This is a genomic window from Vibrio mimicus CAIM 602, from assembly GCF_000338875.1.
Lineage (GTDB): Bacteria > Pseudomonadota > Gammaproteobacteria > Enterobacterales > Vibrionaceae > Vibrio > Vibrio mimicus.
Genome location: NZ_AOMO01000024.1, coordinates 56574 through 79420, shown reverse-complemented (window position 1 = coordinate 79420; position 22847 = coordinate 56574). Strand labels below are relative to the sequence as shown.

Genomic DNA, 22847 nt, shown 5'->3' with positions numbered 1-22847 from the left:
CCCCCAATCACTATTTGCTTAGGTTAGCTTTCATCGCTTCAGATTGATTGCCCGTCATGACAAAGTGCAGCTCGCCACCCGGTATAAACTCCGAATGATGGAAGAACAAACCATTTTCCAATGCTTTACCGTTAATGGTGACAGACTTAATGTACATATTGTCATCGGCATTGTTTTCCGTTGTGATGGTGAACTTGCCGCCTTTCACCGGAATAACCGCTTTATCAAACAGAGGACGACCGATTGTGTAGGTAGGCTCTGCGGCATTCACTTGGTAAAAACCGAGTGAAGACATTATGTACCACGCCGACATAGCACCGACATCTTCATTGCCAACCACGCCTGCTGGTGTTGCCAAGTACATATCATCAAGAATGTGATCGACCACTTCTTGGGTTTTCCATGGTTCCGCTGTCCAGTTATATAAGTAAGGGATATGGTGTGAAGGTTCGTTCCCAAAAGCTACTTGGCCAATCAAGCCGGACATGTCGGGTGTTTCGCTGCCTTGGCTTTCGGCAGTGAAGGTAGCTTCTAAGTTCTTCAGGAACTGCGCTTCGCCACCCATGATGTGCTTCAAGCCCACGATGTCATGGGGCACAAACCACGTCCATTGCCATGCATTCCCTTCGGTATAGTTGCCCGTTTCGTGCTCCGTACCGTAGGGATCGAATGGTGTCATAAAGGTCTTGTCAATCATCACCGGGCGCATAAAGCCCGTGACACCATGCTCAGCATATTCGGCTGGGTTGTAATCGAAATACTTTTGATAGCCTTTTGAACGCTTGAGGTATTTTTCTTCGGTTTGAGTATCGCCCGCAGCTTTTGCAATTTGTGCGATGGCCCAATCGTAGAACGCGTTTTCTAAGCCATACGATACCGATTCCAACGTATAGTCTTCAAACACAGGTTCTCCATCGATTCGCTGAACCGCAGGCGCAAAACCATACTTTTCGATGTAATCGATGTGCTTGGTTAGGGTTCGGTCCAATACGTCCGGATCCCACTCAGTTTGCAGTGCTGCGTAGTTATCGTAAGTGGAGGAATCGATGGCGGCTTTCAGCGCCAGTTCTTTTTCTTCTTGGGTAAATTCCTCTGGGTATTTAGTGAGCGCATCCGCAATGATGGTGGTTGCAGGGTAGCCCACCATGGTGCCTGTTTCATCGCCTAAATGCTCCCATTTCGGAAGCAAACCACTTTCGGTGTACTTCTGCACAAGGCTCTTCGCATATTGGATGGCACGAGTGGGCTCGGTAATGGTTTTTAGCGGATGCAATGCGCGTTGGGTATCCCATAATGAAAAGACTGAGAAGTTTGGTTGTGCTTCTGTCGCTTGGCCGTAAGCGATGGCGTATTCACCTTCGCCATTTTGAATTGAGCCTTTACCCATGCCACGGAATCGACCATCCACATCTTGGTGAACAATAGGGGCAATCTTGGTGTGGTAGAGCGCGGTGAAAAAGATTTTTTTCTGATCTTCTGTCCCCCCCTCGATAGAGAAGTTCAGCGCATTCTTCCATTTCGTACGGGCGTTGTTTCTCGCAGTATCGAATGAGATATTTGCTTCTGCATCATGGTTGTTTATCGCCCCTTGTGGATCGACGGCAGATAACGCAACTTGAGCGTTGAGTAGTGGTGTGCCCTCATCTTCAAACTCAATATACGCGGTTACGTCAGCTTTGATGCGTTTGCTCGGGTCACCGATGTGTTCTGCAGTCAAGCCGTCCACTGGTTTGCCATTGGAGAGAATGTAGACATCTTTAATCTTCTTATCGAACGTTGCATAAAAGAAGATTCTTTGATTTTTTGCCCAGCCAGAAAAGTGCGCGGCATCACGCTCACCTGTCACGCTGTAACCATCTTCGCTAATCGTTAGCTTGTTGCGTAGGGAAGTGGCGCCCCAATCACTGTTGAGGATGGAGTTTAGGTCGATCTTTAACCGCTGTGGTTGGCCTTGCGGATACGTGTAGCGGTGAAAACCAACGCGCTCTGATGCCGTCAACTCTGCTTTGATGCCGTTTTCTTCGATCGTCACCGAATAATATCCTGGCTCCGAAACCTCGGATGTTTTGTCCATTTTGACTGCAATCGCTTTGCGATAGTCGTCACTGTCTTCAATGTATTTCGATTTGTCTTCAGTAAATGGCAGGAACAGAATATCACCTAAACCTCCCATACCTGTGCCAGAAAGGTGGGTATGAGAGAAGCCAAATAAGGTTGTTTTATCGAAGTGGTAACCGGAAGAAGAGTGCCAGCCAATCAGTTCAGTATCCGGAGAAAGTTGCACCATGCCTTCTGGTACAACAGGGCCTGGGAAGGTATGGCCGTTAAAGCCAGTACCGATAAATGGGTTTACGTATTTTAGAACGCTGGTATCGACGGCTGAGGAATCATCTTCAACGTTACAACCAGTGAGGCCAAACACGCTTGCGCTGACCGCTATTGAGATACAGGTTTTTGTTAATTTCATTATGTTGACTCCTTATTAGGGGGAGCCTATGACTCCCCAGTTGCATTGGTGCCTAAGTGCTAGGTGGCAGAAATGCGATAATTCCAAATCAATCGGCGGGGAGTGCCTCTTGCTTGTCGCCGGTCATCACGAAGTGCAGCACGCCACCGGCTCTGATTTCGCTGTGTTTGAAAGTAAAGTTTTTGTCGAGTGGTTGGCCGTTAATGGTTACGGACTTCACATACTTATGATGCGGGCTGTTGTTATCGGCGATGACTTTAAATTCGCCGTCTGCCACTGGAATGGTGACTTCATCGAACATAGGTCGGCCAACGGTGTAAGTGGCGTCACCAGGAGTGACTTGGTAGAAGCCCATCGCTGACATCACGTACCACGAACTCATCTGACCCACGTCTTCGTTACCAATTAAACCTGTTGGTTCTATGGTGTACATTTCAGACATGATGCGGTCGAGATACTCTTGTGTTTTCCAAGGTTCATCCGTCAGTGTATAGAGGTAAGGAATATGGTGCGACGGTTCGTTACCATGCATGTATTGGCCTATGTAACCCGTTAGATCTGGCAGCTCTTCACCTGTATTCGATGAGCGTGCATTGAATAATTCATCCAAATCTTCGCGAAAGGCTTTTTCTGGTGTGGTGTCTTTGCCTTGTACTAAATCGGCTTTGTAGATCTCTTCTTTTAATCGGTTGAAATCGTGCATTGGCTGGAATTTCCATTGCCATGCGTTCCCTTCTGTGTAGGCAAATTCATCTACGTAGTAAGGGTCAAATGGCAGTAGGGGACATTTCTCCTTCTTCTCGCCAGAGCCTTCCGGCCACTCAATCATCACGCACTCATCCAAACGGTCTTCATCAACGGGTCTATTAAATTCCAATGGTGGCTTGTTTGGCGATGAACTAAGAGGGTGGTTCTTCGGACGTAAGAATCCGGTTTTCGCATCCCAATGATTGAGCCAGTTCTTTGAGCGGGTCAGGAACTCTTCTTGCAACTTCACATCGCCCGCCATGCGTGCGATTTCAGACATTGCCCAGTCACCATAAGCGAACTCAAGGGAGTAAGATGCACTGTTCCAGTAGCCGTGGTGCACAAAGCCATTCTCTTGGTATGCCTCCACTTGCAACACGTTTGCAGCGCCAATGTTGTTATCTTCAGTCCAGTCTGGAAATTCAGAGGTTTCATGGTAACGGACGGTAAACTCCGCCGCCTCTTTGGCCTGTTGCGAGTCGATGTCCAAACCTTTCGCCATTGCATCAGCAATGATCGACACTGCCGGGAAACCAATCATGGTTCCTGTGTAATGGCTGTGTAATTCCCATTTCGGTAGGATGCCGCCATCTTGGTATTTGCGAATTAGGTCGTTAGCGAATGCTTTCGCACGCTCTGGATCAATGATGGTTTTCAGTGGATGCGCTGCACGGAAGGTATCCCACATGGAATACACGGAGAAGTTTGGTGTATTGCCCGCGTCTTTTTGAATGCGAGTGCGCATTGCTGGGTATTGACCGTCCACGTCTTGGAAAATCATTGGTGCGATGGAGGCATGGTAAAGCGCGGTGTAGAAGATCTCTTTCTGATCTTCTGTACCACCAGACACCAATATTCGACTCAACTCTTGTTGCCAAGCGTCGTTCGCTTGTGCACGTGTCGTGTCAAACGACACATTCTTCGCTTCCGCTTCTAGGTTTTTTTGCGCACCTTCTGTACCTGTTGGAGACAAGCCAACTTGGATTTCTAGCGGCGTCGAGGATGGCGCAAACTCTAGGTATGCAATGGTTTTAATGGCATCGATATTGTCATTGTTCACATCGATTTCTGTTTCAGCATCATCAACCAAAGCCATCGCCTTCATGATAGGTTGGTTGAAGGTTGCGTAGAAATAAATGTGTTGATTGTTCGCCCAGCCGTTTGAACTGCGCAAACCACGAATGGTGTATGCGTCGATGAACTCAAGATCACCCTTCATGGTACGGTTGTTTAAATGACCTTTATTAAGGGTGTGGTCTAGGTCGAACTTAATGTGCGGTGTGGTACCTTCTTTAAAGGTGTAGCGATGAAAGCCAACACGTTGCGTTGTGGTTAGCTCTGCCTTGATTTCACCTTTGTTGAGTTCCACGGAGTAGTAGCCTGCTTCAGCCGTTTCGTTTTCTTTATCGAAGGTGTTGAAGATGGCGTGTTCTTTCTTAGTAAAAGGCAGAACTAAAATGTCGCCAAGGTCAGCAATGCCTGTACCAGAAAGGTGAGTGTGGGAAAAACCGTAAACTGGGATTTCGGTGAGCTTGCCGTGGTCAAAATAGCCGGCGGCTGAGCCCCAGCCTTCCATTTCAGTATCCGGTGAAAGTTGCACCAAACCGTAAGGCACAACTGCGCCGGGGAAGGTGTGACCATCTGCGCCAGTACCAATCAGTGGATTGACGTACTGGGTCAATGACGTATTGAGGGCGGGGGATCCGGGCTTGTCGTCGTCAATGTTACAGCCTGCAAGACCAAAAATAGCAGTGAGAATAGCGGTAGGGATAAGTGGGCTTTTGAGTTTCATTTTATGGTTCCACAGAAGTTAAGTTTCTACAGAAAGAAGGGGTTGAGGTTGCCCCTTTAGTATTTGGATTCCTGTTGTTCACTGCGCTTTCATCGCTTCAGACTTGTCAGCCGTCATCACGAAGTGCAGTTCACCACCGTCTTTCAATTCGCTGTGTGCGAAGCTGAAGTGGCTACCTAGCGGTTTGCCGTTGATGGTTGCCGACTTCACGTAGATGTTCTTTGGGCTGTTGTTTTCCGAGGTGATGGTGAACTTGCCGCCATCGACAGGAATGATGGCCTTGTCGAACAAAGGGCGACCTATGGTGTACGTTGCATCACCTGGGGTAACTTGGTAGAAGCCCAGAGCTGACATGACGTACCACGCCGACATTTGACCGACGTCTTCATTACCAATCAGGCCTTCATGAGTGGGGTGGTAGAACTCACTCATCGCGTGGCTAAGCACTTCTTGTGTCCTCCACGGTTCGGCCGTCCAGTTGTATAGGTAAGGCACGTGGTGATCGGGCTCGTTACCCATCACGAATTGACCGATATAGCCTGACATGTCGTGTGATTGGCTGGTATCCGCGTTGGAGTTGGCATTAAACAGTGCGTTTAAGTTCGCTAGAAACGCAGTTTTGCCTTGCTCGGTTAGTGCTTCAGGAAGAGTGAAATCGGTACGGTCGATGTGTTTACCGCCCATTACGTTAGCAAGGCCATTTAGGTTGTGCGGTGCAAACCATGTCCATTGCCATGTGTTGCCTTCGGTGAAGTCTTCGCCTCGGTGCTCGGCGCGGTAAGGCCAGAACGCGTCGCTTTCGTTCAGTGCTTTACGGTCTTTACAGGCGTTGTAATCCATACCGTCGGGGATAGTGAGCGCCATGTTGTCATCTAAACATTCTGCTTTGAGGTTGTTTGCCCAAACCTTAGTTCCGCTGTTCATGTAAGCCGGGCGCATAAAGCCCGTCGCACCTAATGCTTTGCCTTTAGTGTCTTGCAGCTTGCCGTATTGTTTAGGGTTGTAGTCGAAGTAGTTTTTGAATGATTCAGAACGTGCCATGTAACGATCGTACTGTTGATCATTGCCTGCGAGCCTGGCGATTTGTGCGATGCACCAGTCGTAGTAAGCGTTCTCCAGACCGTAAGAAACGGATTCGTTCACCAGCTCGTCGTATTTATCAATCTTCAAGCCTTCCACGTAACCTGGTTTGTCACTGGAATCGGGTGCCCATTTGGTATTGGCAGGAATAAAGCCGACGTCTTCTTGGTAGTTGTTGTGACGAGTCATTACCGTAAAGCGTTTATCGCCGTTCCAAGCGTCTTGGTAAGGCACCCAGCTTTCGGTTTTATCCAGATTGAAGTTGGCCGTTTCATCCGCCGCGTTTAACGCCAAGTCAAACTCTGCAGCAGTGAAGGCTTCAGGATGTTTGACCATGATGTCCGCAATCACAGAGATGGCTGGGTGACCAACCATTTCACCAGTGTACTCAGAATGCAGTTCCCATTTCGGCAGTACGCCGCCGATTTGGTACTTGTTGAGAAGGTCGCGCGCATGTTCAATGGCACGGTCTTTGTTGATAATGGTTTTCAGAGGGTGAGCCGCGCGGAAGGTGTCCCACATGGAGTAAACCGAGTAGTTCACTAGTCCATCTTCCGCTTGGTGTACTTTGCCATCCATGCCACGGTATTTCCCGTCCACATCTTGATAGAGGAATGGCGCAATAAAGGTGCGGTATAGCGAGGTGTAGAACAGGGTTTTGTCAGCTTTGGTTCCACCTTCCAGTTCAAACTCACCAAGGATGTTTTGCCATGCAATGCGGTTTTGTTGCACGACTTTGTCGAAGTCCCAACCGTTAGTGTCTGCGGCTAAATTTTTCAGTGCTCCTTCAACCCCAGTGCCAGAAATCGCGACTTTGACGATCAACGGCTCGTTGCTCTGACCAAAGTTCAAATGAGTAAGAACATCATTTGCGCGTTTGGCCAAACGTTCTGGATCAGGCTCAGGCTCGCCCGACATTGGGTTATGTTCCGCATAACCCCGGTAATCTTCCAAGCCGACTTCGGTTGCATCGGTCTGTGTCAATGTGCTTTCTGAAGCGAGCTTGGTGTACAGATCCTCTTCGATAATTGGGTCAGAAAATTGAGCCGCGAAAAACACGGTTTGCCATTGACCCCATTCATTTGAGGTACGAGCGCCCACGACAGTGGTGTCATCCACGCGTTTGTAGTAGATGCTGCGCGAGTGGTTTCCGTATTGCTCTAAAAGCTCGTGTTGAAGGTCGATACGGAGTTTACGATCCTCATCCGGTTTGAAGGTGTAACGTTGGAACGCCACACGGTCTGTTGCGGACAGTTCTGCCTTCACGCCTGTTTCGACAAGCTCTACAGCGTAATAACCCACTTTCGCCACTTCAGCGCTTTTATCCATGGTGACTGGATTGGTGTTGGAGCCTGTGTATGGCAAGAAGGCGAAGTCGTTCAAGTCGCCTTTACCTGCACCAGAAATGTGGGTCATGGAGAAGCCAGAAAGGAGGCTATGAACAGGATCGTATTCGACAGGAGATCCTTTGCCTTCCCAACCACTTGGGTCAAAGTTATCTGGCGAAGGTTGAATCATGCCTTCAGGCATGACAGGGGAGGGATTAACGTTGCCAAGCCCCTTTGTGCCGATCAACGTATCCACATAATCCAAAGTTGGGGTAGAAATAACGGGTGTTTCCGAGTCAGAGTCGATGTTACATCCGGGAAGAGCAAGCATTGCAAATAGCAAGGAAGTAGCGAGTAGGGTTCTTTTCAGTTTCATTGTTTTTATTCCACGAAAAAGGGGACACGAGGTCCCCTAACTTTATGATTTGCTTAGATTGGCTTTCATTGCTTCAGACTTGTCCGCAGTCATAACGAAATGCAGTTCACCGCCTGCTTTGAATTCGCTGTGCTGGAAGGTGTTGTACACATCCAAAGGTTTTCCATTGATGGTCACTTCTTTGATGTATAGGTTGTCTGGGCCGTTGTTTTCAGCGGTTATCGTGAAGGTGCCAGAGCCAATGTTTACCGTCGCTTTGTCGAAGATTGGACGACCTATGCTGTAAGTTGGATCGGTTGGCGAGATTTGGTAGAAGCCCAGTGCCGACATTAAGTACCAAGCCGACATTTGGCCGACGTCTTCATTACCTATGATGCCGTCTGGCGTTGGCTTGTAGAACTGGTCGTAGACTTGGTCTAGGTATTCCTGCACCTTGTATGACTCTTTGGTACGGTTGTACAAATAGATCACGTGGTGCGATGGCTCGTTTCCGTGAATGTACTGTCCGATGTAGCCCGTCATGTCTTGGTGTGCTTCACCAGCATTTGGATCTGCATTGAATAGGTTGTTTAACTTGTCGTTCAGACCTTGTGTGCCGCCCATGATTTCCGTCAGCTTGTCTAAGTCTTGCATGAATGACCATTGCCACTGCCACGCGTTGCCTTCGGTGTAGTAGAACGCATCTGATTTGTAGGGATCGAAGTCTGAAGAAGCGTATTTCAGTGCACATGGGTCATCTTCTTTCAGCTCCGTTGGTACGAAGAAACCCTTGCCGTCTGCATTGCCTGCTTTTGCATCCCAGTGTTTAAGCGAATGATAAGAACGTGTTTTGAACGTTTCGTAAGCATCCATATGACCGGCGGCTTTCGCCATTTCAGCGATGGTCCAGTCATAGAATGAGAGTTCCAGCGAGTACGACACTGAGTTCCAGTTCGGGTAGCGCACGCACTGTTCTTTCTCGTGGTATTTCAACTGACCCGCCATGAGCGAACTTAGAATGTCATCATGAATCTGTGGGTACTCTTGCGGCGTGTAGTGTGCCGATTTTACCGATGCGGTATAGGCTTCTTCTGCGTAAATCAAACCTTTGGTCACCGCATCGCCCAGAATTGCTGCCGATGGGTAGCCAATCATGGTGCCTGTTTCTGAACCATGGCCTTCCCACTTAGGTAATAGACCGAACTCGTCGTTGGATTTACGAATTAAATCTTTGACGTACAGTGTTGCTTGGTTTGGATCTATGATGGTCCACATTGGGTGAACCGCGCGGAACGTATCCCACGTTGAGTAGATAGAATAGTTTGGTGTGTCGCCATCTTTTAACTTGCGAACGGTGCCAAGCATATCCACGTACTGACCATCTACATCGTAAAATTCAATTGGTGCGATCATCATGTGGTACATACCAGTGTAGAAGTTGGTTTTCTCTGCGTCTGTGCCGCCTTCCACTTTGATCTTCGCTAGCTTCTCAGCCCACGCGTATTCCGCCTCTTTTTTCACTTTTGCGAGGTCGAAGTTTGGAGCTTCCACTTCTAAGTTTTTCTGCGCGCCTTGCCAACTCACTGGAGAGATTCCCACACGGATTTCAATGGGCTCCTTACCCGTGCCGAAATTGAGGTAAGCAGTCAGATCTTCTCCTTCGTAAACGTCATTTGGGAGAATTTCGCGAGTGGGTTCTTGGCCTTGCTCGCCCAGCATGGCTTTGGCAATCGGTTGGTTAAATTTCGCGTAGAAGAAGAGGTTCTGCCCTTGATGATTCTGCCCTTGGAACCAACCTGTCGAAGTTTTGAGGCCACGAATCGTGTAGTCGTCTACCACCTCAATTTTGTTATTTAGTGACTTGCCGTTGTTGTTCATTAGGGTATGGCCCAAATCGAACTTCACGTTACGATCTGCGCTATTCGCAAACACGTATTTGTGTAAACCAACGCGCTTGGTCGTTGTTAGCTCAACTTCAATCTGACCCTTGTTGAGCTTGGTCTTATAGTAACCAGCACTGGCTTCTTCGTTGGCTTTATCGAAAGTGTTCTGTTGGGCATCCGCCATGTTTGAATATGGCAGGACCAAAATATCACCTAGGTCGGTTGCGCCTGTGCCGGAAAGGTGGGTATGGGAGAAGCCGTAAAGTGGAACCTCTGTATTTACCACTTCACCTGTATCGTAGTTGGATGAGTCCCAGTAACCAGAAGCTGAATGCCAAGGATTCAGACCGGATTCGTGGTCGGTGTTTGAACCGATGAAAGTATCGGGAGACAGTTGAACCATACCTGCAGGTACGGTCGCCCCGGGAAAAGTATGACCGGAATCTGCTGTGCCAATCATAGGGTCGACGTATTTCAGTACTGCAAGGTCAACACTGGGTTCAGAAGACGTTTCATTGTCGATTTTGCAGCCAGTTAAGCTTCCCGTCAGACCCACTAGGACAGCCAAAGAGATAAGATTACGTTTAAACATGTGCATACCGTTTTTTCGTTATTGTGTAGGGGTTATCGGGGGGAATGCGTGTCCCCCCGATTGGGTTGTGAGTACAGGAGCTATCGAGAACCGGCTGGCATCTTGTCTTCGTGTAGGAATTTGCCGATGCCTTGTACTGGTGGCAGGTCTTGTTCCGTTGAACCCCAACGTTCATTGGGTTGTTCGCCCATGGTGAACTCAAGCTCTCCGCCGTTCATGATTTCGTCATGGGTCAGATAGGTGCGGTTAAAAAGCTTGCCATTGAAGCGAGCCGATTGGATGAAGATGTTTTCGCGGCTGACGTTTTTCGCCTTTATTGTGAACGTCTGGTTGTTGCCGACATTAATCGACGCACTTTCAAATAAAGGTGTGCCGATCTCGTAGATGCCAGAAGAGGCATTTACCGGGTAGAAGCCAAGAGCCCTAAATACGAACCACGCAGAGAGGGTACCGAAATCATCGTTGCCACAAATGCCATCCGCGGTGTTTTTGTAGCAAATGTTTGTTGCTTCTGCGATTGCGGCTTGGCCTTTCCAAGGTTGACCTACGTAGTTGTAAAGGTAGGGAACGTGGATGTCTGGCTCGTTACCTTGTACGTGTTGACCCACGTTACCCGTGTTGAATACGGGGAATTGATTATCGCCTGCATTGCGATCTGGGTAGGTTGACCAATATTCATCTAAACGAGCTGCGAACAGTTCGCCGCGTTTTGCATCTGAATTCTGTGTTTTGTTGAAGCGCGTCATCAAGTCAATCAAACTATGAATATCGTGCTGAACACTGAACGAGTATTGCCAGCCGTTGGACTCTGAAAACGCCCAGTTGAACATATCGGGACGCCAGTCCTTATCTAAGGTACGACCTGTGATTGGATCCACCCAGCCAGAATTGATGAACTCCCCGTTATAATCGCGAGCTTTGAACCAACCTTTGTACTCATCTCCTCCAAAGTCGAACTGTGCCTGCCAGTTTTTAGAGCGGTTGGCGAACTCGGTATAACGAGGATCGCTTTCACCAAACACTTCCTTAATAGATTGCGCGATTGCCCAATCATTCATCGAATATTCAAGCGAGTAAGAGGCGGTCCAAGAGTCTTTAAATGGGGAGTGCGCTCCGTATGAATCAGGCGGGGTATCGTGCAATTGTGCTGGCACGTAACCTTGCTCTTCGTACTCTTTGATCCAAGCAACGCCTTGGCTTGTTGCTGCGCGTGCATCGGTGATCATCGCTTCCACTAAACGTTGTTTAATGTCTTGACGATCAGCATCACTGAAGCCTAGGTCGTACATCCGTTTTTCCAAGGAGCCCTTGGATAGGACATCGTGAATCACCGTTGTGGAATGCATGCCCATCATCATGCCTGTCTCGTTGCCTTTGAATGTCCATTCAGGCAGGCGACCTTTGCGTACGGCTCCTTTGTCATCGATCCATTCTTCTTCCGCGTAAGAAAGCATCGAAAGCACAACATCCGCGAGACGGTCTGGTTCCAAAATAGAAGACAGAGGTTGTACTGCTCGGTAGGTATCCCACAGTGAAAAAGTATCGTAGCGAGTGAAGTCAGTGACGCCATCTTTGTTGGCATCGGCAGTGCGGATTGATTCTTTTAGCGTATCAATCTTCTCGCCCCAAGGCGTATTGCCATCTGGGTAGGCGTTACGGCCCTGATGAACTTGCCGGTAACGACCATCTAAGTCAGAGTGAATGGTTTGGCCTAAATAAGCATGGTACATCGCGGTGTAGAAGGTTTGCTTGTCAGCTTCGTCACCAGAGACTTCGATCTTACCGAGTTCGTCTTCCCATTTTTTTGTTGCCGCTTGGCGAACTTGGTCAAAGTTCATGTCAGCCACTTCGGTCATGTTCAATGAAGCGCCTGATTCGCCATCTTGACCGATTTCTACGTTCGAGAGCGCCAGTTTAGCTTCAACAACTAGGCCACTATTTTTAGTATCAAATTCTACATAGGCACGAGCATATTGGTATTTCCCGAGCGTCTCATTCCCGATTTCTGTTATGCCTTCAGGTACATCTAAGTAGCGTTCTTGCTCTTTATCGTAATAAGAAAAACGGACATTTTTGATCGGCTGGTTGAATTCCATGACAAAGAATTCTTTTTGACTTGGTGCCCAGCCATCAGAGAATCGGTGGCCTTCTAACCGGTTGTTTTCTTTGTCCCATTTCAAGTAAGAATCTGAGGTGTAATCCCAGTTAACTTTGAAGCCCGTATTGACGATGATTTCTGACTTTTTATCACGAGGGAAGGTATAGCGGTGGACGCCAACACGATCAGAGGCTGTGAGCTCAGCCGTGATGCCATAGTCCAGCAAATCCACTTTGTAGTAACCTGCTGTCGCTTGCTCATCGCGATGTTTGAAACGAGAAGCTTCAAGGTTGAGGGTTGCTGAACCTTCGTTAAGCAGGTAATCCGATCGGGAGTTAATGGGCATCACTAGAATGTCGTTTAAGTCGCCAGCACCAGCACCGGAAAGATGGGTATGAGAGAAACCGGCCATTCTTGAATCATGATAGTAATAACCAGAAATGTACTCCCAACCATTCGCACCGTTATTGGGCGAAAGCTGAACCATACCGTGAGGAGTGGTTGCGCCGGGGTATGTGTTACCTAGATTGCCTGTCCCGATAAAGGGATTTACATAACGTGTGATGTTCATATCGTCGAAATCGACGGGTTTATGGACACCCATGTTTAGACCTTGTTCTGTGTTGTTACTGATGGTTTCTTCATTACAACCAGTCAGAACAATTAGGCCACTAAGGGCTGTGCAAGCGAGTAGGGAAGGTTTGAGTCTCATTTTTAAAGTCCTGTAAACATTATGGTTATTTAATTAAATAATTCCGGGGTATTACTAAAACTTAAAAAACTAAAAGAGAGCCCTTGGGGGAAGGGCTCTGGGGAGGAGCTTAAGGTTTAAGCTTGGATAAGTTCGGCGGCATTTTTCATTGCCTGTTTGGTCGAACACTTGATGACTTTCGCATTGGCAAAGCGATGAGCATCTTTCACTTGGATGTCGTGAGCTAAGATGACCAACTTCGCGTTTGCGACGTCTAAATCTGTAATGCGATTCTGGATACCGTTTTGGCCTTGAGTCTCAACCTTGATCTTGAGGCCCGCGGCTGCACCTGCTTTTTCTAGCGCTTTGGCTGCCATGAAGGTGTGCGCTACACCTGATGGGCAGCAGGTTACCGCTACGATGTCGTACTCACCTTCGCCAGCGACAGGGGCGGTTTGAACTTGTGCGGGAGCTGATTCTTCCATGTTTGCTTCAGGATCTTCCACTACTACGGGTTTCCAGAATCCAACGATAAGTGCCGTGGTTATAGAGCCTAGCGCGATACCCACCACATACATTGGGATGTTGCTTGATACCGGGGCTGTAATTAACCCCCCCCATGGTGCGTGGAGCAGAATGTTAGTTAGGAAACCGAACACACAGCCGACGATACCACCAGCAACAATTGAAGGAAGCACGCGCATCGGGTCATTTGCAGCAAATGGGATTGCACCTTCAGAGATACCGATAGAACCCATGATGGCAGCTGCTTTACCGGCTTCTTGCTCTTCTTTAGTGAACTTCTTCTTGAATAGGAAAGTGGCAAGCGCCATGCCTAGAGGAGGCGTACAGATAGCGATACCCACACCACCCATTAACCATGGTTGAGTATCCACTTGAGTTTGAGCAAATAAGGTTGCCACTTTATTGATAGGGCCGCCCATATCAAACGCAGTCATCCCCCCAAGAATGGTACCGAGCACCACTTTAGAAGCACCTGCCATTGAAGCGAGGAATTCGTTCATCGATGCCATGAAAATCTTGATTGGCTCACCAATACCCCATAGGACGATACCGGCTGAGATGATCGTACCCACAAGTGGATAGATGAAGTACGCGCCCAGTGCGGCCATGTTGGCAGAAAGAGGAATTTTCTTAAGTTGGAATACCACACCACCTGCGATGAAACCTGCGACGATACAGCCAAGGAAGCCGCCGCCCATATCGGCCATGATGCCAGAAGAGATCATCGCGGGAGCGAGTGCAGGTTTATCGGCAATCGAATAACCAATGAAACCACCAAGAATAATCGGGAACAACACCAGACCTTTAATGCCGATATTTGAAATATCAGCTAATAAACCATCAGCAGGAACCGCACCTTTACCTGACGCCATGACTGCTAAAGCAAGCAATACACCACCGGCAACGATAAATGGAAGCATGTGAGAAGTACCAAATAAAAGGTGGCCCTTCATGGAACTTAATAATTTTTTGAAGTCGCTACTATTATTCGTAGTTTGAGCTGTTAGGGTACTCATAATTTCACACCTTATGAATGAATTAAAATATTTAGTATTTCGTTCTCGTTTTTTGCATCTTGAATATCTTCAATGAATTCATCACTGAATTTCCCGAATAACTCTTGAAGAACATAAATATGATGGTCTGCGCCATTATCTGGAGAGGCAATCATGAAAAATACAGTGGGCTTGATTCCCTCTTCATCGCCATAATCAATCCCATCACGCTTAACACCAACCGCGATGGCTGGCTCTGTGACCGCTTTGCTTTTTGAATGTGGGTACGCAATACCGTCCATAGAAGTCACGCTCATAGCTTCACGCGCCTCAAGGTCGATTAAGAAAGCTTCTTTGTTATTGATGCGATTATTTTCCAATAACATTTGTGCTAACTCTTCAAAAAGTTCTTTTTTATTATTTGCTTGAAGATTGTTTTTAATTAAATGAAAGTTTGTTAGCTGGTTAATCATTTACTCGCTCATAAGTCATTAACTGATGAGCTAAAATTAATTCATGCGATGTTTCACTTAAATAGCAAAAATAATTCACTCGCTATACATTTGTACCACACCTAATTAAGTGTGATATAAGTCATTAGATATTTTGGATAGCGTACACATAAGTTCAAGCTAAATGAATAATCATGGCTTATATACTATTTCCATGAATAAGGAAGATAAGTAGTGGAGGAGCACTTATCTTCCACCATAGCCAATCTACATCCACTTTTTACTCGAAATCCCAATGATGTTGGTTGTATTCGAGCACAGGCCGCCGATCTACCACTCGATTTGCTAAGGGGGAGTGTCATTGGAATGAGGTAACAAGAGGGGACATTCCCGATAGACAGCTGTAGCTGACCCTAGTTTGTAGGCTCACCGCGTCTGAATGAATAGGTTTGCATTGGCTTTCTGGTTTGAATTTGTTCTGTTTAGACAATTAGTAAGCAAACAAACAGGGCGTGAGGCTTTTTTTCAGATTTTCGCTTGACCATCCATACCAGAATCATTAAATTAGCGCCTCGTTAGCCAAGCGGTTAACGATTCGGTGAGTTGTCCGAGTGGCTGAAGGAGCACGCCTGGAAAGTGTGTATACGGCAACGTATCGAGAGTTCGAATCTCTCACTCACCGCCACATTCTTGAAAAAAGACGCTTTAGGGCGTCTTTTTTCTTATCTGAAAATAATGAAAATTGCTCGCTTATCCCAATCAGTTAGCTATCAATACTCATGGGAATTCACTGACTTTCAGTCTACCTCTAACACCATTTCGTTTGGGTATCGTTTACGCATAGCGGGTTTTTAGTTCCCTCACTTTTTATCCTGAGTTCAGATAAGGTTTAAAACCTACTCCAACAAGGGTTGTCATGATTGTCCAATTATCGATGTAACAAATAGAAAACTACGAAGCGATGTTACGTTTCGGCTGTGGCTTAACTGTGTAGGGTATATCCCTTTGGGACTGGTTCTTAAGTCTGTCATCTTACGTTAATCCTTAATCTAACCTAGCAAGCGAGGTAATTAAGTGAACCTCACACTTTTATATAAGGTAAGCCCAAGCGTTCATATTGTTCATCCGGACTTTCATGTTCCTGCATAAGCTGATACATCAAACCTAACATCCGTGTTTTGACCGCTTCGTTTTGAATAGGCTGCAGCTGCTGGGGATCGTTTTGGAGATCAAAACAGAGATCGCCCCAAGACAAATGTTGGTTGAATTGGTAGCAACTGTTATTAGGGAATAAATCATGGTTCGCATTGACTCGTAACATGGGCGTGTTTTGTGCGTAGCGGAAGTTACTGACTAAGGTTTCGTCCGCAAGCTTGATTTCTTCCGGGCTGAATGGGGTGAATAGATGAGAGGGCATTAACGTATAGTTATAAAGGGGAGCATTTGTTGAGTTTTGTGCTGACCGCATATAGACATAACGTCCATCCGTCACGTTGACATGTTTACCAAAATAGCCGAAAAGGGCGGCTTCACGGACGCTCTTGTCGCTGGCAATGACTTCAGCGAGATCTTTCCCCATAACCTCATCAGGAATATCCAGACCAAAATAACTGAGTAAAGTTGGCATAAGGTCGATGGTCTGTACCAGCGAATAACGTGTTTGGTTTTTTTGTTTAGATCTTGGATCCCAAATAAACAAGGGGATATTGCACAACTCTTGATAAGTTGGCATGTAGTTTTTACCAAAAAAATCGTGTTCACCGAGCAGGAAACCATGGTCAGTATTAACGATCAACATCGTGTCTTCCCAGAGGTTATGTTCGTCTAGAAAATCAAGCACTTTACCTAAGTAATAATCACACATACTTAATGCTGCTGCGTAATGGCGGCGGGCGTCTCGTTGAATGCCGATGCTCTGCTCTTGAGTGGAAGCGTATTTAGGCCAGTCGTGTTCATCAGACTCTAAGCTATACATTTCATAAAAGCGTTTTGGGGCAGTGAAAGGTTCATGTGGATCGAAGTATTCAAGTTGTAATAACCAGTTGTCTGAATTTTTATTTGCGCGCAGAAACTCCATGCCGCTTTCAAAAGTACGTACGTGCGGATGTTTTTTTTTCGTCGTCCATATAGAGGCGATTGACTCTATCTTGGCGTCTGATGTCCCATTTGTGTTGAAAACCTTCCACCTGCGGTTTCCACCAGTCACCTTCTTGGCCCCGGATCATGTCATAGGATGAAAAACGGCTTAGATATGTGAGTCCTCCATCATGCCAGTAGTGGCAGTGGTCGGTAGAACAGTGTGAATAAATGTTCTTTTTCATCAGCAGTTCGGGTAGTGAATGGTCGAATGGTTCTAAGGGGCCCCATGAACGATGAAGGAAGTTATATCGACCAGTGTGCATTTCTCGTCTGGCTGGCATGCATGGCATGCTTCCCGTATAAGCACGCTCGAATTGCACCGTCTTTTGCGCTAATCGCTTAAAATTTGGTGTTTTTGTCCAGTTATTCCCATAGGCAGAGAGGTATTTCTTGGTGAGGGAGTCAAACATGATGTTAATGGCTTTCATAATTAACTTTCCTTTTTTTATGTAGATTCAATAGGTAATACAAAACAGCTGCAATAACCAAGATGAGATTTACCGCTAAAATGGTGGTGCCTATGGGACGATCAAGAAAAATGCCGAACCCATTTTGAGAGATGAGTAAAGAACGTCTTAGATTCCCTTCTGCAATCGGCCCCAAAATAAAACCAATAACAATCGGAGCAAGGGGAAATTCGGCCTGACGGAGCAGATAGCCAACAATACCAAGAGTAAGCATTATCCAAAGATCAAAGATTGAGGACTGAAGTGCGAACGTACCAAGGATAGAAAGGATAAGGACGATCGGAAGTAAAATGCTTTTTTTCAGCTTGAGTACAGAGACAAAAAACGGCGTCATCAACAAGCCAAGAAACAGTAGGAAAACGTTACTGAGAAGATAGGAAAGGAAAACCCCTCCCACGACATCGCCACTTAATGCAAACAGTTGAGGTCCGGGTTGTAGCCCTAAGAGCATTAAAGCGCTCATCAATACAGCACATGATGCATCTCCCGGGACGGCCAGTGCGAGAGTAGGGATCATTGCCCCCCCACAGCAGGCATTATTTGAAGACTCCGTTGCGACAACACCTCCTTCGGCTCCTTGACCATATTCATGCCGATTTTTGGCGAGTGAACGGGTCACTGCATAAGAAGCAAATGAGCTGATAATGCCGCTAGCACCGGGAATGGCACCAAAAAATGTTCCGATCAGGCTGGAACGAATCAAATTGACTTTATGTTTGAAGACGAGCATCAGGCTGTGCAAGGAAACTTTGACTTTCTCTATCTGAGGTTTGAAATTGAGGTCGTCACTCTGAACCTGAACCATGACTTCTGATATGGCAAAAAGGCCAACCACTACCGAACCAATGTTCAGGCCACTGAGTAAGTCACTGGATCCTAGAGTAAACCTTTCAGCCATGGAGAGTTGGTCTGTTCCGATAGTCGCTAGGAGCAAACCTAGGCAACCACTCATTAGCCCTCTGACCGTTGATTCGCTAGACACAATAGTGATAGATAACAGACCAGTAATGGATAATGCGAAATATTCAGGTGGCCCAAAATTCATCGCAATGGCTGCCAGCATTGGCGTAAAAAAGATGAGCATGATTCCGCCTATCACTCCTCCTAAAGCAGAAGCTGAAATCGCAATACCAATTGCGTCGGCTGAGCGTCCTTTTTTGGCCATCGGGTAACCATCCAGCAGCGTTGCAGCGGCGAGCGGTGTGCCCGGAATCCTCAGCAATATTGCCGATATCGCACCTCCGCAAGAGCCACCAATGAATATTGCTACCAGTAAACCAATGCCGGCCACAGGGGGTAATTGATAAGCGAAGGGGAGTAGCAGAATCATCCCCATTAATGGGCCTAAACCGGGCAACACGCCGACGAGAAGTCCCAGAATAGTGCCAATCACCACATTAAAAAAAACCGTAATCGTCAGGAACTGATCTACACCTTCGAATAAGATCTCGTACATATCTGTACCTCACCACACTGGTTGATATAGCCCTGTTGGTAAAACGACGTTTAAGAATTCCTGAAAAACAACATAAAGTGCTGCCGTGATGCCTATTGACCCGAGTAGACAACGTGTCGCTGTCCCTGCGTGTAATGCTTTAAAAAGAAGAAATAAGTAGAAAGGTGTGAGTAACAGATATCCGACAGCACTGAGAAAGTATTGATAAATCACCGTTAAACTCACGACTGAGAGTACCGTAATGATCTTGCTCCACGTGGAAAAGCGTTCGTCTGTAAACACGGTTTTCGCATTATTACCTGCCCGGAGAAACCAAGTATCAAGGACATCCAGAAAAAGAAACAATGCCATCAATATAACAATGTAATAAGGATACATTCCGGCATTAGCCAGCGGTCCCCCGCTGGCTGCACCTTGCTCGGTAAGGCTAGTTTCAATTTGTTGAATAACAAGAACAATAACGAAAAGGAAAATACAGTATGCACCAATCGACTTCGTCTTAGATTGCGTGGCCATGACATATTACTCCCCAGCTTTTTCCAACTGCTCCTGCTCCCAAATTATGGCGGTCTGTGCATTTTTCAGTTGTTCACTCACCATCAACACTGATTCTTCATATTTATCTGGAGGGAGCATCAAGGGTAGGAATCCAAGCTTGGCTAATTGCTGTTGAAGTTCAGGTTTCTCAATCGCTTTTTTCATCGCAGCACGCAAAATCTCGACAACTTCGTCTGGGGTGTCCTTATGAACAACAAACCAGTTCCAACCTACGGCGCTCAGGCCGCTTAGTCCTAAATCAATACCGTAATCATCTAGTGTCGGACCATTATCAAACATGGCAGCAATTTTTTTATCGTTGTGTAAAACGACAAGGGGTTTAAACGCATCCGCATTGCTTCGGTAAGTCATTGGGTCAGTAAAGGTGAAGTCTAATAGCCCACTGCGAACATCTTTATGTGCATCACCGTCCTGAGAGTAGGGAATGTTTCTGGCGTAGATACCTTGTGAACGCAGTAGTTGCGCCATAATCATATGAGGGAGGTTGTTGTATGATCCTGACGAATAACGTATTTCACCAGGGTGCTTTTTGGCATATTCAACAAAGCTTGGTAAGTCGTGCCAGCGTGTTTCGTTTCTTCGAACAGAAATGGAAAATGGAACCTGTGTGGCTGACCAGAGTGGTTTAAAATCTTTATAGGTATAGTCACCATTACCCAGATTGGGTTGCAGAACAAGGTTAGCGATCCATGCGTCAATAATGGTGTAGCCATCAGCGGGCTTTTTGAGTGCGGTTTCTATCGCTTTTACGCCGGCTCCACCTGGGGTGGAAATAACGTTAATGTTAACCCCTAGTTCTTCAGCCATTGAATCCGAAATGAGCTGCGTTACAGCGTAAGATGTACCAGGTCCCCACGGAAAAATGTTCTCAATATTTCTTTCAGGGAAAGTGCCGGCAGTCACGCCAAATGAAAAACAGACTGCCAGAATGGTTAGGATAAATCGGTTAATCATCATTTTTTGATACCCTCTTTTTGTCTACTTGTTCTCTCAAGCATTCAATAAAAATTCGTTGAGCGTCCGTAGGCGTGGTGTCTTTTCTTATCCAGGCACCACTCGTAAATTGCCAGTGAAGCCTGTTGCACTTGAGTGGTTTTAAGCCATTTAGCAAGGCTTTGTTTTGCAGTCTGTCAGGTAAGACAAGGATATGTTCTGACTCACTGACAACGGCAGGAATGCTTTCCCAGTAAGCACTGCGAAAAGCAATATTGGCAGGAGGTAATTGATGTTCATGGAAAAAGCGATTTAAGACCTGTACGACATCGTTGGATTGAGTCAGGATCACCCATGGATAAGGCTGTACCATTTCAATGCTGACGGGTTTCCCTGACTGTAAAGGGTGTGAAGGTGACGTGACCAATGACACCGAGCTTTCCCACAAAGAAATGAAATCAAATTCCCCAAATGAACGGGCAGGCAAGGTATCACTGGCGACAACGACATCTAACTCGGATACAGAAAGTTGTTGAAGCATTTCTTCCTGAGAACCCGCATGCAGTTCAAATGAGACTTCGGGCATTGCGCGGTAAAGCGCGAGTACAGCCTCTGGCAGCATCTCCGCTGCCCATACTGGTCCTGCGCCAACGCGTAATCGACTCCCTCTACCCACCGTTGCTGCTCTTAGTTCTTCTTCCAATAAGAAATGCTCATGCTCAATGCGTTTCGCTCTATTAACGAGAATTTGGCCAAAATCTGTTAGTTTTACGCCTTTTGATGTTCGTTCCAAAATTGGAACGCCATAACTTTCCTCAAGTCTCTGCATATTTCTTGTCAGTGCTGGCTGACTGATGCCCAGCTGTAGGCTGGCATGTTTGAGCGAGCGACTTTTTGATACAACGATGAGCTGGAGCAATAACCTATCCATTAATTATCCCCTTGATGAATTAACTTAAAGGTATATCATTGCCATTGGTTAATCTGTGACCAGTTGTTGATTTTTGGCCATATCCTTCAAAGCAGAAAATGGAGGTACTATGCAATGGATCAAGGCAAAGAAAATCATGCAAATTGCGTTATCAATGTTATGGCTAAGCCGTGTGGTGCGAAGTGCAATATTCAGTGTGACTATTGCTTTTATCTGGAGAAACAGCACCTCTATAAAGAAATAGATCAGCATGTGATGTCTGAAAGCACATTAAAGGCTTTCATTGCTCAAAACATTGAATCGAATAATGCAGATGAAGTGAATTTTGTTTGGCAAGGAGGGGAACCTACCCTAGCTGGGCTCGATTTTTATCGCCGAGTCGTTGAAATTCAACATGAATATAAGGGTAAGAAAAACATTACCAATTTTTTGCAAACAAATGGTATTGCTCTTAACGACTCTTGGTGCCGTTTCTTGAAGAAAAATAATTTTATTGTTGGTATTTCTATTGATGGACCAAAACACCTGCATGATCTTTATAGAAAAACTAAAATAAATAATGGTACTTTCGATAAAGTTATGAGTGGTGTTTATCTGCTAAAAAAATATCAAATAAATTTTAATACATTGACCGTTATTAATGATGCCAATGTCGAATTTCCTTTAGAAATATACGCATTTATTAAAGAGATTGGCTCTAGTTATCTTCAATTTATACCATTGGTTGAGCGAAAGTCAGAAGTTCCAACAAAAGAGGGTTTATATTTTGTAGATCCTGACTATACCCAAGCAAATGTTACCAAATGGTCTGTATCTCCACATCAATATGGTCAATTTCTTACTCGCATCTTTGATGAGTGGGTAATGAATGATGTTGGAAAAGTCTATGTTCAAATGTTTGAAGTGACTTTGGCTGCTTGGATGGGGCTAGGGAATACGCTGTGTATTTTCTCGGATAGTTGTCAAGGCTATGTCGCGATGGAAGTCAATGGAGATGTATACAGTTGTGATCATTTTGTATACCCACATTACTTACTGGGCAATATTCATCAGAATTCATTACAAGAAATCTGTACGAGTAATAAAGCGGTTTTATTTGGACAAAAAAAATCCCTGCTAAACAGGCAGTGTTTAAATTGTAAGTTTCTGCCTGTTTGTGGTGGTGGGTGCCCTAAGCATCGATTTGCAGTTTCAAATAAGAAGTTTCCCAAGCATAACTATTTTTGTGAATCATACTTTCACTTTTTTGAGCACGTGACTTGGGCAATGAATGTAATGGTAGACATGACGGAAAACAATATACCAATTGAAAACATAATGTCATTGGTTCATCAGGAAAAATTAACCTTGATTTAATG

Annotated in this window: 14 protein-coding genes and 1 tRNA gene; 2 read left to right on the top strand and 13 right to left on the bottom strand. The window is 46.1% G+C overall.

Features of this window, described 5'->3' with window-relative positions; genetic code table 11:
* Positions 1-10: 10 nt before the first annotated feature.
* The 7 genes from D908_RS13745 to D908_RS13775 all read right to left on the bottom strand — a co-directional run bounded on the left by D908_RS13745 (position 11) and on the right by D908_RS13775 (position 15026).
* Complete coding sequence (locus tag D908_RS13745) at positions 11-2467, bottom strand: GH92 family glycosyl hydrolase (RefSeq protein ID WP_005523407.1); 2457 nt, start codon at positions 2465-2467, stop codon at positions 11-13.
* An 88-nt stretch (positions 2468-2555) separates the two neighbouring features.
* On the bottom strand, positions 2556-5006 hold the full coding sequence (locus tag D908_RS13750) for a GH92 family glycosyl hydrolase (protein WP_005523405.1): 2451 nt from the start codon (positions 5004-5006) through the stop codon (positions 2556-2558).
* Between the two features lie 78 nt (positions 5007-5084).
* The gene (locus D908_RS13755; RefSeq protein WP_005523403.1) at positions 5085-7790 is read right to left on the bottom strand and encodes a GH92 family glycosyl hydrolase; all 2706 of its coding nucleotides are present in this window, start codon (positions 7788-7790) and stop codon (positions 5085-5087) included.
* Positions 7791-7832: 42 nt separating this feature from the next.
* The gene (locus D908_RS13760) at positions 7833-10244 is read right to left on the bottom strand and encodes a GH92 family glycosyl hydrolase (RefSeq protein WP_032467552.1); all 2412 of its coding nucleotides are present in this window, start codon (positions 10242-10244) and stop codon (positions 7833-7835) included.
* 80 nt (positions 10245-10324) lie between these two features.
* Entirely contained in the window at positions 10325-13054 is a 2730-nt protein-coding gene (locus D908_RS13765; RefSeq protein ID WP_005523394.1) for a GH92 family glycosyl hydrolase, read from the bottom strand.
* 116 nt (positions 13055-13170) lie between these two features.
* Positions 13171-14574 carry a PTS fructose transporter subunit IIBC gene (locus D908_RS13770; protein WP_005523384.1) on the bottom strand — a complete coding sequence of 468 codons (1404 nt, stop codon included), beginning with the start codon at positions 14572-14574 and terminating at the stop codon, positions 13171-13173.
* A gap of 11 nt (positions 14575-14585) precedes the next feature.
* The gene (locus D908_RS13775) at positions 14586-15026 is read right to left on the bottom strand and encodes a PTS sugar transporter subunit IIA (protein ID WP_005523383.1); all 441 of its coding nucleotides are present in this window, start codon (positions 15024-15026) and stop codon (positions 14586-14588) included.
* A 576-nt stretch (positions 15027-15602) separates the two neighbouring features.
* Here D908_RS13775 and D908_RS13780 point away from each other — a divergent pair.
* A tRNA-Ser gene (locus tag D908_RS13780) sits at positions 15603-15690 on the top strand.
* A 396-nt stretch (positions 15691-16086) separates the two neighbouring features.
* On the opposite strand, the gene D908_RS0119050 is transcribed toward D908_RS13780, so the two are convergent.
* The 6 genes from D908_RS0119050 to D908_RS13800 are packed head-to-tail and all read right to left on the bottom strand — an operon-like array spanning position 16087 to position 21489.
* A complete protein-coding gene (locus tag D908_RS0119050) occupies positions 16087-17082 on the bottom strand; it encodes a sulfatase-like hydrolase/transferase (RefSeq protein WP_005523373.1) in 996 nt (331 codons plus the stop codon).
* 7 nt (positions 17083-17089) lie between these two features.
* Complete coding sequence (locus D908_RS22930; protein WP_005523363.1) at positions 17090-17572, bottom strand: sulfatase-like hydrolase/transferase; 483 nt, start codon at positions 17570-17572, stop codon at positions 17090-17092.
* The gene (locus D908_RS13785; protein WP_005523347.1) at positions 17559-19067 is read right to left on the bottom strand and encodes a tripartite tricarboxylate transporter permease; all 1509 of its coding nucleotides are present in this window, start codon (positions 19065-19067) and stop codon (positions 17559-17561) included. The genes D908_RS22930 and D908_RS13785 overlap by 14 nt, the downstream gene beginning before the upstream one ends.
* Positions 19068-19076: 9 nt before the next feature.
* The gene (locus tag D908_RS13790) at positions 19077-19583 is read right to left on the bottom strand and encodes a tripartite tricarboxylate transporter TctB family protein (RefSeq protein ID WP_005523345.1); all 507 of its coding nucleotides are present in this window, start codon (positions 19581-19583) and stop codon (positions 19077-19079) included.
* Positions 19584-19589: 6 nt separating this feature from the next.
* Positions 19590-20582: a tripartite tricarboxylate transporter substrate binding protein gene (locus D908_RS13795; protein ID WP_005523343.1), complete on the bottom strand. Its 993-nt coding sequence runs from the start codon at positions 20580-20582 to the stop codon at positions 19590-19592.
* On the bottom strand, positions 20572-21489 hold the full coding sequence (locus D908_RS13800) for a LysR family transcriptional regulator (protein WP_000375481.1): 918 nt from the start codon (positions 21487-21489) through the stop codon (positions 20572-20574). The genes D908_RS13795 and D908_RS13800 overlap by 11 nt, the downstream gene beginning before the upstream one ends.
* 114 nt (positions 21490-21603) lie before the next feature.
* Here D908_RS13800 and D908_RS13805 point away from each other — a divergent pair, with 114 nt between their 5' ends.
* Complete coding sequence (locus D908_RS13805) at positions 21604-22845, top strand: anaerobic sulfatase maturase (protein ID WP_005523340.1); 1242 nt, start codon at positions 21604-21606, stop codon at positions 22843-22845.
* The last annotated feature ends 2 nt before the right edge of the window (positions 22846-22847 follow it).

Coding starts and splice junctions, on each gene's coding strand:
- D908_RS13790 (WP_005523345.1), bottom strand. CDS start 19,583: ATGGCCACGCAATCTAAGACGAAGTCGATTGGTGCATACTGTATTTTC.
- D908_RS22930 (WP_005523363.1), bottom strand. CDS start 17,572: ATGAAAGCCATTAACATCATGTTTGACTCCCTCACCAAGAAATACCTC.
- D908_RS13765 (WP_005523394.1), bottom strand. CDS start 13,054: ATGAGACTCAAACCTTCCCTACTCGCTTGCACAGCCCTTAGTGGCCTA.
- D908_RS13785 (WP_005523347.1), bottom strand. CDS start 19,067: ATGTACGAGATCTTATTCGAAGGTGTAGATCAGTTCCTGACGATTACG.
- D908_RS13760 (WP_032467552.1), bottom strand. CDS start 10,244: ATGTTTAAACGTAATCTTATCTCTTTGGCTGTCCTAGTGGGTCTGACG.
- D908_RS13775 (WP_005523383.1), bottom strand. CDS start 15,026: ATGATTAACCAGCTAACAAACTTTCATTTAATTAAAAACAATCTTCAA.
- D908_RS13755 (WP_005523403.1), bottom strand. CDS start 7,790: ATGAAACTGAAAAGAACCCTACTCGCTACTTCCTTGCTATTTGCAATG.
- D908_RS13805 (WP_005523340.1), top strand. CDS start 21,604: ATGGATCAAGGCAAAGAAAATCATGCAAATTGCGTTATCAATGTTATG.
- D908_RS13800 (WP_000375481.1), bottom strand. CDS start 21,489: ATGGATAGGTTATTGCTCCAGCTCATCGTTGTATCAAAAAGTCGCTCG.
- D908_RS13750 (WP_005523405.1), bottom strand. CDS start 5,006: ATGAAACTCAAAAGCCCACTTATCCCTACCGCTATTCTCACTGCTATT.
- D908_RS13770 (WP_005523384.1), bottom strand. CDS start 14,574: ATGAGTACCCTAACAGCTCAAACTACGAATAATAGTAGCGACTTCAAA.
- D908_RS0119050 (WP_005523373.1), bottom strand. CDS start 17,082: ATGGAGTTTCTGCGCGCAAATAAAAATTCAGACAACTGGTTATTACAA.
- D908_RS13745 (WP_005523407.1), bottom strand. CDS start 2,467: ATGAAATTAACAAAAACCTGTATCTCAATAGCGGTCAGCGCAAGCGTG.
- D908_RS13795 (WP_005523343.1), bottom strand. CDS start 20,582: ATGATGATTAACCGATTTATCCTAACCATTCTGGCAGTCTGTTTTTCA.